Source organism: Bacillus sp. CH_70 (genome assembly GCF_038007045.1).
In the GTDB taxonomy this organism is placed as follows: Bacteria; Bacillota; Bacilli; order Bacillales; family Bacillaceae_G; genus Bacillus_A; species Bacillus_A cereus.
In genome coordinates this window covers 2,732,324-2,745,578 of sequence record NZ_JBBOWL010000001.1, presented here as the reverse complement: position 1 = coordinate 2,745,578, position 13,255 = coordinate 2,732,324, and the positions used below count along the sequence as shown (strand labels likewise).

Sequence of the window (13,255 nt, the reverse complement as noted above, 5' to 3'; positions counted from 1 at the left end):
AATGATATATGAAGCGAATATACATACAAGAAAAAAACTAGTTTCTATGTTTAATGATTTCAATAACGTTGTTTTACTTTCTTATTTACAAGGGCATATGGGTACTGCTTGGGTAAATGATCTTGAAAATCCAACAGTAGCACAAGTTACGGTAGGAATTTTCACATTTTACGCTGGAGACCCAAACGTGCAAGAAACAGAAGAGTTATTACGTAATATTCCAGAAAGAATTTTAGTTATCGTAAATAGTGAAGAGTGGAAACAACGCCTAGAAACATTCCATGAAAGAAAAATAGATAAGTTTTTACGTTATAAATTCAAACGAAATCTAGAAGTTTTTAATCGTTCAAAATTACAATCTTTTATATCAACACTTCCAAAAGGATATGAGTTAAAAAGAATAGATAAGCATATCGCAAATAGCCCTACATTACATAAGATCTCCGAAGATTTTACAAGTCAATTTCAGTCGGTAGAAGATTATATAAACCGTGGTATAGGTTATAGCATTTTATATAACGGAGAAGTTGTATGCGGTGCATCCTCGTATAGTATTTATAATGATGGCATTGAAATTGAAGTTGCGACTGATCATAATCATAGAAGAAAAGGTTTGGCAACTGTAGTTAGTGCAGCTCTTATATTGGATTGCTTAGAAAATGGAAAGTATCCAAACTGGGACGCAGCGAATACTACATCTGCTAACCTAGCAGAAAAGTTAGGATATGTTTTTGATAAAGCGTATGATACTTATTTTGTGGATAATAGATGAGTGAAGGAATTACATACTAAAAAATAAATGCGCCCTAGTACGTAAGTCTAGGGCGCATTTATTAGTTGGTAAATATCTTCATAACAATCTTATCACATTTTATCTTTTGAATGTTTGGAATTAAAGATATTTATGTGACTTTTTGAAAAAATAAAAGAGCAGCTAGCAAAAGCTTACTGCTCCTCTCCAAGGGAGAATGGAGAAATACAATCATGTTACCTATAGTATTGACAGAACATTAAGTTTTAATCAGCCATTTATAAAAGGAGAGATAAAATATCTTTAATTAATCCTTAGGCTCCGATTAGGAGTACTGATAGAAAAACGATTGAGAATATACTTTGTTATCCCGCATTAACGGGCAGTAAAACCCCCACTGATTAAAGTTTCGCTTTATTACATTTACAATTTAAATAGTAGAACGTGTTTTTCGTAGTTCGCCAAACACCAATTATATTTTTTTAGAATAATTGGATGGACTGCTTCTTTCGTAGTATCGACTTCAGTATAGCCATATTTCTTATAAAAGTTTTCTAATTCCTCAAAAGGAAGACAATATACATCTTGTATTTGTGATTTTCTCGCAGTTTCTACTAAAAATGAAACAAGCTCACCAGCTAATTGTAGCCCTCTAAATTGAGGCAGAATAAAAATTCCACCCATTTCTAAAGTATCTGCATCTATTTGGACTAATCGTCCAACACCTGCATACTCATTGTTATATGTAATAATTGCAACTTTCTCTCTCTTTAAATCACTTCGTACAAATCCTATCGATTCATATTGACTATTAATCCATTCTAAATCATTAGATGTAGCTAGTTGAATACTCATGTGCATCCTCCTTTGGCCAACTTGCGCTATTTTCATTATATAGAAAATAATTTTAGGAAAAAAGTAGTTGGAATCGCATAATTTTCATTAATAGTTCAAGTTTTGAAGAATAGTGCATACAATATAAAGTGTTTTCCTTTCTTCATTTAAGTTTTACGTATATAATTTAAAAGTACTATTTTTATTTTATTATTTTATATTTATAACAGAATAGAGGTTTAAAAATGGGTGTTAAAATCATTACGGATAGTGCGGCGGATTTACCAGTAGAATTGCTGCAAGCATATGATATTGATTTAATTCCACTCCGTGTATATGATGAAGCAGAAACAGAGTATTTAGATGGAGTAACATTAGAGTCAGTTACATTATTGCAAAAAATGAGAGAAGGCGCTGTTTATAGAACGTCATTGCCTTCACTTGAAACTTTCCAAGAAAAATTTGTTTCTTATGCAAAAGAAGGTAATCCTTGTATATATTTAGCTTTTTCATCTGAACTGTCTGGTACATATCAATCATCAGTTGTCATTAAAGAGGAAGTAAAAGAAACATATGCAGATTTAGATTTAGAAATTATTGATACGAAATGTGCTTCGCTTGGTCAAGGTCTTGTCGTTTTAGAAGCTGCTAAAATGGCAAAAGACGGCGCATCAAAAGAAGAGATTTTAAACCGTGTCGCTTTTCTAATGAACCATATGGAGCACATCTTCACTGTAGCTGACTTACAGTACCTTGTTAGAGGTGGACGTTTAAGTAAAGTAGCTGGTTTTATCGGTGGTTTACTAAACATTAAGCCGATCTTAAACGTGGAAGAAGGAAAACTTGTACCACTTGAAAAGGTACGAGGGAAAAAGAAAGTATTAAGCCGTATTGTTGATATTATGGAAGAGCGTGGTAAAGACCTTAAAGGTCAAACAATCGGTATGACTCACGGTGACGATTTAGAAACAGCTGAAGCATTAAAAGCATTAATTACGGAAAGATTTGGCTGTGAAGTATTTATCGTAAATACAATTGGTGCAGCAATCGGAGCACATACAGGTCCTGGCGTTATAACGTTATTTTTCTTAAATGAAGTAGAGTAAAGGATTGATCTTTTGATCAATCCTTTTTTATTTTTTAATCGGTGATAATCGGTCGATATGGTATTGATGAAGATAAAATCTTTGAAGTTTTCCTATATCAAATGCAATCTTGTAGAGGGAGTATTTTTATATGTGGAATGATACTTAATGGTAGAAGAAAAGAGTATAAATAAGAATGTATTTATAGGAATCTGAATATTTAATGATATCTAAATTTTTTCATTTCATATATAATTGTGTAGGGAGAAATATCTGTAACTATTTGTAAAAATAGGAGGCGGCTATAAAAATGCAAGAAATTGCTAGATGGGATTTAAATCGACTGTATTTGAATGAGGATATTCTATTTCCGATTTTGGAGTTGAAAGAGCAATATTTTGTAACAAAAGATGTAGAGATTCTTTCAAAGCTTATACAAGCTATTGAAAAAGCAGAATACTATTTGTACTGTCAATCGGTTGAAGAAAGTGTTTCATCTGACCTTACTAAATTGACTGTGAAAGTGAAGGAACTAAAAAGTGAAGTACAGCAAGTAATAAAACATAATGAAGTGGAAACTTCAGATAATACTAAGTTAATAAAAGATGAACTTAATGCGTGGGAAAATATGTACATACAATTACGGGATAGGATAGAAATAGCGCACAATAACAAACAATTATCATTTGGACAAGCAAATAACATTGCAATGAATAGTGATAATGAAAAGGAAAGATTAGAATTATTCGAGTTACTTACAAATGCATTAAATAAAGAAAAAGAAATCTTTGCTACTGTATTAAATCAAATAGGGAGATTACGTAATATAAAGAGTAATGAAATAGAAGATAGAGAGATTTTAACACAATCTTTTCATGCGAATGGCATTTCAGAAACTGTATTATTACAAATGTGGAATGTGACAGAAGAAAACCTTGATAAATTAGTAAGTGCTTTAAACGTGTATAAGAAAGGGAAAGCTTCGATTACATGGCATGAACTTATGACAGTAAAGGAAAGTAATGAGGTTACTATTCCTTTTTCAGTCGCAGTACAAAACGTTTATGATGCATGTAAGAATATTGACGAAGAATTAGCAGAATTTGCACGTAATGCGATAGAAAGTGGATGGGTAGATGCTGAACCGGGAGAGAATAAACCACCAGGTGGGTTTTGTGCTCCATTTTTCAGTGAGAAAGAATCTCGAATTTCAATGCGTTATGATGGGAGTATAGATAGTGTAAGAGTGCTCGCTCATGAATTAGGACATGCTTGGCATTTTTATAATATGAGTTTTGAACAATCTACATCTTTTTTAGATGATTATTTGCCGATGAGTACGGCTGAATCAGCATCTATTTTCTTTGAAACGGTACTCTTAAATTATCTAATTGAAACAACGGATAGTAAAGATATGAAAAAGGCTTTGCTTAGCTGGAAAATAAGAAATAGTTTTAATTATGTAATGGCAATACGAGCATCGTATCAGTTTGAAAAAACATTTTATGAAAAATGTAAAGAGGGTCCATTAAGTGCTGATGAAATTGAGAAATTATCTATAATGGCACAAAAAGAAGCATATGGAAATGCTTTAAGTGAATACCAGCCGTTTGTATGGATGAAATATATTCAATTTTATATAGCAGATGTTCCTTTTTACAATTATCCATACACATTTGGATATTTAGTAAGTTTTAGTTTATTAGAAATAGCTCAAGAAAGTAAAAGTACTTTTCATCCGAAATATAAAGAGTTTTTAAGAGAAACAGGAAAGGCTCCAGTAGAGGAGCTTATGAAAAAATATTTTGAAATAGATATAAGAAATTATGAATTTTGGAATAAGGCTTTTATTCAAATTTCTAAAGATATTGATGAATATTTGCAGCTTATGTAAGGGGAGAGTATAGTGGATCAACAGTTTATAAAAGGTATACCTTTTTCAACTTTAGAATATGCAAAAGCTATAAGTTTATTAAAAGGTTGGATACATGAACAACAAGAGAAACCAAGGTTTGTAGTAACTGCAAATCCTGAAATTGTTATGTCTGCAAAGGAAAATACGGAAAAATCAAAGCAGTTTAAAAAGATGTTACTATCTACGGATTTAATAACAGCGGACGGGATTGGTGTCATAATTGGCTCGAAAATATTAAAAGGAACTTTGAAAGAACGTGTTACTGGGGCGGATTTAACTCACGATTTAATAAAATATTGTAACGACAATGAATATCGTGTCTTTCTTTTTGGAGCCGCTCCAGAAAGTAATAAAAAGGCATTAGAAAAATTAAATGAGCAGTTCCCAGGAGCACAGTTTAAAGGACAGCATGGATTTGTAAATGGTGAAGAAATAGAAAAAATAAAAATAAAAATTAAGCAATTCAAGCCGCATTTACTACTCGTAGGACTAGGTTCACCAAAACAAGAAGAGTTCATCTATGAAAACATACAAACATTAAACGTTCCGCTATCTATTGGTATCGGAGGCATGATTGATATAATATCTGGTACTGTAAAAAGAGCACCGAAAATGATGAGGGATACTGGAACTGAATGGCTGTATAGGTTACTCTCACAGCCGAAAAGATTGAAGAGGCAACTTGTACTTCCGAAATTTTTATTGTCGGTTATGTTAGAGAGAGTGAAAGGAATGCCAAGCTAAGAAAGGATAAGTAAGATGATAGAGCCGTTATCTAATGAAAAAGCTACAATGATTTTTCAAGAGCTGAAAGTAGAATGTGAAACTTTATTTGAATTTAAAATTCGAAATGCAATACCTATTCATCGTGGTTGGCTAAATTTGAAGTGGAAACTCGAAACGGATGCAGGGGATTTTGTATTAAAGCAATATAATCAAGAACGGTACAAAATGTATAACTCAGACCTTTTAATACAAGCATTACAACAACAGCAAAGATTACATAATAATGGTGTAAGTTGTCCAAGGGTATTAATTTATAAAAATAATGTAATGCATATATCAAAAAGTGATGAAAGATTTATAGTATTAGAACATAAGGAAGGTAGCTTAGTTTCACCAGGAAAAGTGAATCAAAAGGAAATTCACTCTCTTGGTCAGACGATAGGTTATATGCATAACTTGTTAAATGATGGCTCTTTAATAAAAGGAGAAAATCCTAAATTTGTTCCACCTACTAAAGAGGCGAGATTGAAACATTGGGAAGAAAAAATGAGAGAAGTAGAGAAGCTAGGAAAAGAGCACATTCTCTCTTATATAAAATTACAGCAAGAAGCAACACAATTGGTAAATACAGAACAATTTCATAATAGCCAACGGGGATGGGTGCACCGTGATTTATGGGTAGATAATTTCTTGTTTCTTAATGATAAAGTATCAGCGATTCTTGATTTTGATCGCATGGATTACGATTATGTAGAGTTAGATATTGGCCGTGTAGTTATATCGTGCGCATTAAGTGACGGAGTATTAAATAAGAGTCTTGTTGCATCATTTTTAGAAGGGTACCGCAATGAAGTAGACTTTCCAGTAGGGAATATTGTTCAGGCAATTCAAATGCTTTGGTACATGGAGAGTACTTGGTGGATCCATGCCAATATGGATCAGCATAGTGTACCACCTTCACGCTTTGCAGATGAAATGAATTGGATAGCTGAAAATTATGGTGTATTACATAATATATTGGCCGACTTATAAATAAAGAGGAGACTACATACATGAACAGAATCGGCATTATTGGAGCAATGCAAATTGAAATAGATTTACTTTTAGAAAAACTAGTTATACAAGAGGAACAGACAATAGCGGGAATGCCTTTTTATATTGGAGAATTCATGGGAATAGAAGTAATTATTACACGTTCTGGTGTAGGGAAAGTAAATGCAGCTGCATGCGCGCAAACATTAATTCATAAATTTGATGTAGACTCTATCATTAATACGGGCGTTGCTGGCGGATTACATTCAGATGTAAAAGTCGGCGATATAGTTATTTCAACGAATGTTACTCATCATGATGTAAGTAAAACTCAAATGAAAAACTTATTTCCGTTCCAAGAGGAATTTATTGCAAGTAAGGAATTGGTAGAGTTAGCACGTAAAGCTTGTATTAGTAGTAGTTTACAGATTGCAGTTCATGAAGGAAGAATTGTCAGCGGTGAATGTTTTGTTGAAGATTCAAAGTTAAAGGCGAAATTAATAGACGAATACGCACCTCATTGTACAGAAATGGAAGGGGCAGCAATTGGACATGTTGCCTATATAAATGATATACCGTTTCTCATTATAAGATGTATTTCTGACAGCGCAGATGATGAAGCTCAAATTTCTTATGATGACTTCGCGCAAACTGCTGCGAATTATTGCTCAGAAATTATTATTGAGATGCTTAAAAATATAACGAGTAAAACTGTACTATAGTTCAAAAGGAGAGAATGAGATGTTACAAGCATTAATTTTTGATATGGACGGAACATTATTTCAAACAGATAAAATTTTAGAATTATCGTTAGATGATACTTTTGATCACTTAAGATCACTACAATTATGGGATACAGTAACACCAATTGATAAATATAGAGAAATTATGGGTGTGCCGTTACCGAAAGTTTGGGAAGCTTTATTACCGAACCATTCTATTGAAGTAAGAGAACAAACAGATGCATATTTTTTAGATAGACTTATTGAAAATATAAAAAGCGGAAAAGGTGCTTTATATCCAAATGTAAAAGAAATATTTACATATATAAAAGAAAATAATTGTTCCATTTACATTGCTAGTAATGGTTTGAAAGAATATTTACGAGCAATCGTAACTTATTATGCTTTAGACAAGTGGGTGACTGAAACGTTTAGTATTGAACAAATACAATCGCTAAATAAAGGTGACTTAGTTAAAAGTATTATGAACAAATATGATATAAAAGAGGCAGCCGTAGTTGGTGACCGGCTATCTGATATAAATGCAGCGAAAGACAACGGTTTACTTGCAATTGGGTGCAATTTTGATTTTGCGCAAGAAGATGAACTTGCTCAGGCTGATATAGTAATAGATGGTTTAATGGGGTTGAAGGGAATATTGCCTGCTGTACAGAGATAAATAAAGTGTGTGCATTTTTTCCAAGTCCTATATGTCTTATTTTATGGAGGGAATATGTTTAAAAATAATTTTAAAATTAGTAATATTCCCGCGGTCTTGTGGGGAGATAAGAGTGAAAAAATTTTTATTGTAGTACATGGAAATATGTCAAATAAGGAAGATGCAGTTATTCAAATATTAGCAGAAGAAGCCAATCGAAAAGGTTATCAAGTATTAAGCTTTGATTTACCTGAGCATGGAGAAAGAAAAAATGATAACACTCCTTGCAAAATACAGATTTGTGTTAGTGAATTATCTATAATTATGAATTATGCAAAAGAAAATTGGAAAGAAATAAACGTGTTTGCATGTAGTATGGGAGCGTATTTTAGCCTTTTAGCTTATCAAAATGATGTGGTAGAAAAGGCATTATTTTTATCACCAGTAGTTAATATGGAAAGAATTATCGAAAATATGATGAAATGGTTTAATGTAACACCAGAGCTTTTGCAAAAAGAAATGACTATAGAGACACCTATTGGTCAAAAGTTATATTGGGATTATTTATGCTATGTAAAAGAACATCCTATTAATATATGGAATATAGATACATATATTATGTACGGAGCCAAGGATGAACTGTGCGAATTTGAAACTATTAACTATTTTACAAAAAAACATCGTTGTGAATTAGAAGTTATGGAGACGGGTGAACATTACTTTCATACTGAAGAACAGTTAAAGATATTTGAACAGTGGTTACACAAACATATCGATTAACAAATTACAATTTATTTTGAACCTGTTAGAGAAGAATGAGAAATATATAAACTTATTGTATATTTGAGAGAATTTATAAATGGTGAATGTATACACTTAAACAAACACATGCTTTAATTCAATAAGAATTAAACAATTTTAAAGAGCCTTATCACACACTAGATTGTAGCAAGGCTCTTATATTTTCATAATAAAATTAATCAACTGTATTATCGGTTTAGATATGAAGTGAAGAATACGCACGCTATGAATTAAATAAAGTAACAACCATAAAAATGCTCAGAATAAATGATTCTCGAGCATTTTATATATTTTCGTACTTAGGGGGAATGGACTTGAAAGATATACATATTCAACAAATAGAAAATTTAATGGGATATGAATTCAGTCATCTCGTTCAAGACAGTGAAGAAGAAGGTTTTAATTTCCTTATAAGGCTAATAAGTGAATATAAAAACGAAATAAATACATTCAATAAAACTGGAGAATGTTTATATGGTATTTTTCAAGGTGATATGTTAATTGGAGTTGGAGGTTTAAATGAGGATCCGTACACAAAAGACAATAAGATTGGGCGGTTAAGGAGATTTTATATTTCAAAGGATTTTCGGCGTATAGGGTTAGGGAACTTATTATTGAACCAACTATTATGTCATGCGGAAAAGTATTTTGAAGTGATTGTATTACATGCTGACACGAAGCAAGGAGATGCGTTTTATACTGCAAATGGATTTGTAAAAGAGGGATTATATAAGGGGTCTAGTCACTACAAAGTATTATCGAGGTAGCTACCAAAAGAATAGACGGACAGGTTTTTTGTTGGTAAATCGATATATCTTAAAAATCGCTGATATATGAAGTTGCGATCCTTATATTAAAAACCAACTTTTATAATTTCATTTACTGAATTGTTATTATAAAAAAGAGCACCTTAGCTTTTAAAATTTAGCTTATAAGGTGACTCCTTTTCAGTCAATTACGTTTTAACGTTCATTTGTTTCAATAATAATCCTGGTTTACCTTTTACATAATAAAAATGCGGATTATTTTCATCATCATAAAGCATAATATAAGGCTTTTCATTTAGTGGGAGCAGTATAAGTACTTCGTCTATTGTAGTGTGTAACCATTGATTAGTAATAGAAACCGGCTTAGATAATGGGATTTTTATCATATAGCCATCTTTTGGAACGACATTTAAGTTTTTAAATGGACCAGTAATTGCTTTAGCGTATTGAACTGCTTCTTTTTGGACTATTGGATCTAAAGATTGTTTTTGAATGACCATTTCTTTTTGACAATCAAACACTTCAATTTGTTGATTTGTATTTGCTAATGCATTTGTTGATAATAGAAATAAAAGAAGAGAAATGACCCCGATTTTTTTTATCATAATACAACACCTCACCATTACTATCCCCTCAAAAGCTTTAAATATTTTTCTGTCACATTCATGTAACAAAGATGTTGTATGATACAATTGGTTTTTGTTTAAAAGCAATGGAGGAAAAAATATGAAAGTTTTAATTGCAGATGACGAACAAGATATGTTAAGAATTTTAAAAGCTTATTTTGAAAAAGAAGGCTTCGAAGTTTTATTAGCAAAAGACGGAGAGGAAGCACTTCAAATATTTTATGATGAAAAAATTGATTTAGCTATTTTGGATTGGATGATGCCAAAACATAGTGGTATTACTGTCTGTCAGGAAATAAAAAAGAATTCAAGCGTAAAAGTATTAATGCTTACGGCGAAAAGTGAAAGTGAAGATGAATTAGCAGCACTTCAAAGCGGGGCAGATGAGTACGTGAAAAAACCATTTCATCCAGGAGTACTAATTACGCGAGCGAAAAAACTTATTCAGCATGATGATATTATTCAAGTACAAGATGTAAAAATAAATTTCGCCAAAAATAAAGTATATAAAAATGATATAGAGTTAGAAATTACAAAAACAGAGCTCGAATTAATAAAATGCTTTTTAAATCATAAAGGAACGATTTTAACTCGTAAAAAATTGCTAGATATTGTATGGGGATTTGACTATTTTGGAGAAGAGAGAACGGTTGATACACATGTAAGAAGGCTGCGTAAAAAAATTGGAGAAAATATTATTAAGACGCATCGCGGGCTGGGCTATAGTTTGGAGGAACAAAGTGAATAAACTTGGGAAAAAGTTATTTTTAAGTATTTCTGCAACTGTTATTCTCATCTTTATGATTTCATTATTATTCATTAACAATCTCTTACCGAACTATAATATTTATAAAACACGTGAAAACTTAAATAAATTTACAACACAAATACAAAATACAACAGTGGAAAATATAGAGGATGTTATTCATACAATTGAAAGTGAAAATAACGTTACAATTGCGTATACGCCAATTAATCAGTCAGAAGATGCTATGAACGAAGCGTTACGCATGCAACTTACGAAAAAGAAAGTAACTTTAAATAAGCTTTGGATTACGAAAGACGAAGTTATGAAAGTGAAGACGGAAGGGCAATCGAATAAACTGTACGATCAAGGAAAGGTAAAAGCGAGTTTTTTTGCTAAATATATTGCGAAAGATGATACGATAATTTTAATTGGGACTTCCATTGCGAATTCAAATGAAATTATAAATACGTTAAATACATTTTACTTATACATCGTATGTTTCTCGCTCCTTCTTATTATTTTACTTGTGTGGATACTTTCAAAAATAATAACGACGCCACTGAAGGAGCTAAGTGATGTGGCTCAGGATATTTCACATTTGCAGTTTAAAAGAACGAAAGTGAAAACGAATGATGAAATAGGAGAGTTGGCCAATAGTATTAATATCATGAGTGAAAAACTACATGAAGCACATCAAGACTTAACTAATCGTAATGAACATTTAAAACGATTTATGGGTGATGTAACGCATGAATTAAAGACACCGATCGCATTAGTAAAAGCATACTCTATGGGGATTAAAGATGGATTAGATGATGGGACTTACGTAGATACAATTATTAAACAAACAGATCAAATATCAAACTTAATTGAAGAACTATTACGATTTTCTAAACTAGAAAGAGATATTTTACAAAAAGAAGAATTCCCCATTGAACCACTGGTCCAGAGTATATTAGATAAGCATCAGATTGACCTGGATTCGAAAGCAATTGACTTACAAGTAAACTGTAATACGGGTGATACAATCGTTTATGCAGATTTAAATAAAATGAGAATGGTATTTCAAAATTTAATTTCTAATGCAATAAAATATACCGCAAATCAAAGCATAATAATTACTTTAGAAGATAGAAATAAAAGTATATATTTTCAAATAAAAAATGGCATTCATACGGATAAAATTAAAGATATCGAGAAAATTTGGGAGCCTTTTTACGTACTAGAATCTTCTCGTAGTAAAGAAAAATCAGGTACAGGATTAGGACTAGCGATAGTGAAAAGTATTTTAGAAAGACATGGTTTTGAATATGGAGTTTCCTCTATAAATGGAGAAATTCAATTTTATATAAATGTGAAAAAGGACAAATGAAAATTTAGTCCTTTTTGCAGCTTTAGAGGTTATCGATACAGGATGAATCACCATAATTTTCAAAATTGATGTATTAAATGGAGAATTAGCAAATGTTCTACTTTCATTAAATTCACGTGAAGTTCACAGGGAAACGTTATATTTACATAGTTACATTTGAATTTAATGAAGTGAGGTATTCGGATTTGAAAAGAAAGAAATTAGTAATTGGTAGCATTTTAATGGGGATGACGTTATCTTTATCTGCATGTGGTTCATCAGATAATATTGTAACTACAAAATCAGGAAGCATTTCAGAAAGTGATTTTAACAAAAAATTAAAAGAAAACTATGGTAAACAGAATTTATCTGAAATGGTAGTAGAGAAAGTATTAAATGATAAATATAAAGTTACGGATGAAGAGGTAACGAAACAACTGAAAGAATTAAAAGACAAGATGGGCGATAATTTTAATACATATATGGAATCTAATGGTGTGAAAAATGAAGATCAGTTGAAAGAGAAATTAAAGCTTACTTTCGCTTTTGAAAAAGCTATTAAAGCAACCGTAACGGAAAAAGATATTAAAGATCACTATAAGCCAAAGCTTCAAGTTAGCCATATTTTAGTGAAAGATGAAAAGACAGCAAAAGAAATTAAAGAAAAATTAAATAGTGGCGAAGATTTCGCGGCATTGGCTAAACAATATTCAGAGGATCCAGGTTCTAAAGAAAAAGGTGGAGAACTATCTGAATTTGGACCAGGTATGATGGTGAAAGAATTTGAGGATGCTGCATATAAGTTAGAAGTTGGTCAATTGAGTGAACCTGTTAAATCTTCTTTCGGATATCATATTATTAAGTTAACGGATAAAAAAGAGCTTAAACCGTATGAGGAAGAGAAAGAGAATATTCGTAAAGAATTAGAACAGCAACGTATACAAGATCCTCAATTCCATCAACAAGTTACTAGAGATCTGCTTAAAAATGCAGATATAAAAGTATCTGATAAAGACTTGAAAGATACCTTTAAAGAGTTAGAAAAATAATAAATGGAATGTAAGACAATCGATAGAAATATCGGTTGTCTTTTTCTCTATTTTTCCGGCTATTTGCCGGGCAGTAAGACCCCAAAACTCAAAATTCAGCGGAAGCAAAGAAGTTAGGTGGGGGCCCCGCTGCCCGTAAACGCCCGATTGGTGAGGGCTCACTTTATATAGAAGCTGGGAGTGGGAAAAT

Annotated in this window: 14 protein-coding genes; 12 read left to right on the top strand and 2 right to left on the bottom strand. The window is 31.8% G+C overall.

Annotated elements, in window-relative coordinates; translation table 11 throughout:
• The first annotated feature begins 1 nt into the window (after position 1).
• Entirely contained in the window at positions 2-772 is a 771-nt protein-coding gene (locus tag N2V79_RS13950; RefSeq protein ID WP_340719974.1) for a GNAT family N-acetyltransferase, read from the top strand.
• A 402-nt stretch (positions 773-1,174) separates the two neighbouring features.
• On the opposite strand, the gene N2V79_RS13945 is transcribed toward N2V79_RS13950, so the two are convergent.
• The gene (locus N2V79_RS13945) at positions 1,175-1,606 is read right to left on the bottom strand and encodes a GNAT family N-acetyltransferase (protein ID WP_340719973.1); all 432 of its coding nucleotides are present in this window, start codon (positions 1,604-1,606) and stop codon (positions 1,175-1,177) included.
• Positions 1,607-1,830: 224 nt separating this feature from the next.
• On the opposite strand from N2V79_RS13945, the gene N2V79_RS13940 reads away from it, so the two are divergent.
• From N2V79_RS13940 to N2V79_RS13905, 8 genes are all read left to right on the top strand, one after another.
• Positions 1,831-2,691, top strand: a complete 861-nt coding sequence (locus tag N2V79_RS13940; protein WP_089171258.1) for a DegV family protein — start codon at positions 1,831-1,833, stop codon at positions 2,689-2,691.
• Positions 2,692-2,980: 289 nt separating this feature from the next.
• Positions 2,981-4,564 (top strand): M3 family metallopeptidase, encoded by a 1,584-nt coding sequence (locus N2V79_RS13935; RefSeq protein WP_182812894.1) that lies wholly within the window; start codon positions 2,981-2,983, stop codon positions 4,562-4,564.
• A gap of 12 nt (positions 4,565-4,576) precedes the next feature.
• Positions 4,577-5,329: a WecB/TagA/CpsF family glycosyltransferase gene (locus N2V79_RS13930; protein WP_340719972.1), complete on the top strand. Its 753-nt coding sequence runs from the start codon at positions 4,577-4,579 to the stop codon at positions 5,327-5,329.
• A 15-nt stretch (positions 5,330-5,344) separates the two neighbouring features.
• A complete protein-coding gene (locus N2V79_RS13925; RefSeq protein WP_053564203.1) occupies positions 5,345-6,343 on the top strand; it encodes a phosphotransferase in 999 nt (332 codons plus the stop codon).
• A gap of 20 nt (positions 6,344-6,363) precedes the next feature.
• Complete coding sequence (locus N2V79_RS13920) at positions 6,364-7,065, top strand: 5'-methylthioadenosine/adenosylhomocysteine nucleosidase (RefSeq protein ID WP_340719971.1); 702 nt, start codon at positions 6,364-6,366, stop codon at positions 7,063-7,065.
• Between the two features lie 19 nt (positions 7,066-7,084).
• The gene (locus N2V79_RS13915) at positions 7,085-7,744 is read left to right on the top strand and encodes an HAD hydrolase-like protein (RefSeq protein ID WP_340719970.1); all 660 of its coding nucleotides are present in this window, start codon (positions 7,085-7,087) and stop codon (positions 7,742-7,744) included.
• A 54-nt stretch (positions 7,745-7,798) separates the two neighbouring features.
• The gene (locus tag N2V79_RS13910) at positions 7,799-8,503 is read left to right on the top strand and encodes an alpha/beta hydrolase (protein ID WP_340719969.1); all 705 of its coding nucleotides are present in this window, start codon (positions 7,799-7,801) and stop codon (positions 8,501-8,503) included.
• A gap of 335 nt (positions 8,504-8,838) precedes the next feature.
• Positions 8,839-9,291 carry a GNAT family N-acetyltransferase gene (locus N2V79_RS13905; RefSeq protein ID WP_053564206.1) on the top strand — a complete coding sequence of 151 codons (453 nt, stop codon included), beginning with the start codon at positions 8,839-8,841 and terminating at the stop codon, positions 9,289-9,291.
• A gap of 188 nt (positions 9,292-9,479) precedes the next feature.
• On the opposite strand, the gene N2V79_RS13900 is transcribed toward N2V79_RS13905, so the two are convergent.
• Entirely contained in the window at positions 9,480-9,896 is a 417-nt protein-coding gene (locus N2V79_RS13900; RefSeq protein ID WP_000591776.1) for a hypothetical protein, read from the bottom strand.
• A gap of 121 nt (positions 9,897-10,017) precedes the next feature.
• On the opposite strand from N2V79_RS13900, the gene N2V79_RS13895 reads away from it, so the two are divergent.
• The 3 genes from N2V79_RS13895 (at position 10,018) to N2V79_RS13885 (ending at position 13,065) form a co-directional block, all read left to right on the top strand.
• On the top strand, positions 10,018-10,665 hold the full coding sequence (locus N2V79_RS13895) for a response regulator transcription factor (RefSeq protein ID WP_000865979.1): 648 nt from the start codon (positions 10,018-10,020) through the stop codon (positions 10,663-10,665).
• Positions 10,658-12,037, top strand: a complete 1,380-nt coding sequence (locus N2V79_RS13890) for a sensor histidine kinase (protein WP_340719968.1) — start codon at positions 10,658-10,660, stop codon at positions 12,035-12,037. Before N2V79_RS13895 ends, N2V79_RS13890 begins: the two co-directional genes overlap by 8 nt.
• Positions 12,038-12,222: 185 nt before the next feature.
• The gene (locus N2V79_RS13885; protein ID WP_001987511.1) at positions 12,223-13,065 is read left to right on the top strand and encodes a peptidylprolyl isomerase PrsA; all 843 of its coding nucleotides are present in this window, start codon (positions 12,223-12,225) and stop codon (positions 13,063-13,065) included.
• The last annotated feature ends 190 nt before the right edge of the window (positions 13,066-13,255 follow it).

Excerpts from the sequence above, each read along its gene's own strand:
- N2V79_RS13950 (WP_340719974.1), top strand. The coding sequence starts at position 2 with ATGATATATGAAGCGAATATACATACAAGAAAAAAACTAGTTTCTATG.
- N2V79_RS13945 (WP_340719973.1), bottom strand. The coding sequence starts at position 1,606 with ATGAGTATTCAACTAGCTACATCTAATGATTTAGAATGGATTAATAGT.
- N2V79_RS13940 (WP_089171258.1), top strand. The coding sequence starts at position 1,831 with ATGGGTGTTAAAATCATTACGGATAGTGCGGCGGATTTACCAGTAGAA.
- N2V79_RS13935 (WP_182812894.1), top strand. The coding sequence starts at position 2,981 with ATGCAAGAAATTGCTAGATGGGATTTAAATCGACTGTATTTGAATGAG.
- N2V79_RS13925 (WP_053564203.1), top strand. The coding sequence starts at position 5,345 with ATGATAGAGCCGTTATCTAATGAAAAAGCTACAATGATTTTTCAAGAG.
- N2V79_RS13920 (WP_340719971.1), top strand. The coding sequence starts at position 6,364 with ATGAACAGAATCGGCATTATTGGAGCAATGCAAATTGAAATAGATTTA.
- N2V79_RS13915 (WP_340719970.1), top strand. The coding sequence starts at position 7,085 with ATGTTACAAGCATTAATTTTTGATATGGACGGAACATTATTTCAAACA.
- N2V79_RS13910 (WP_340719969.1), top strand. The coding sequence starts at position 7,799 with ATGTTTAAAAATAATTTTAAAATTAGTAATATTCCCGCGGTCTTGTGG.
- N2V79_RS13900 (WP_000591776.1), bottom strand. The coding sequence starts at position 9,896 with ATGATAAAAAAAATCGGGGTCATTTCTCTTCTTTTATTTCTATTATCA.
- N2V79_RS13895 (WP_000865979.1), top strand. The coding sequence starts at position 10,018 with ATGAAAGTTTTAATTGCAGATGACGAACAAGATATGTTAAGAATTTTA.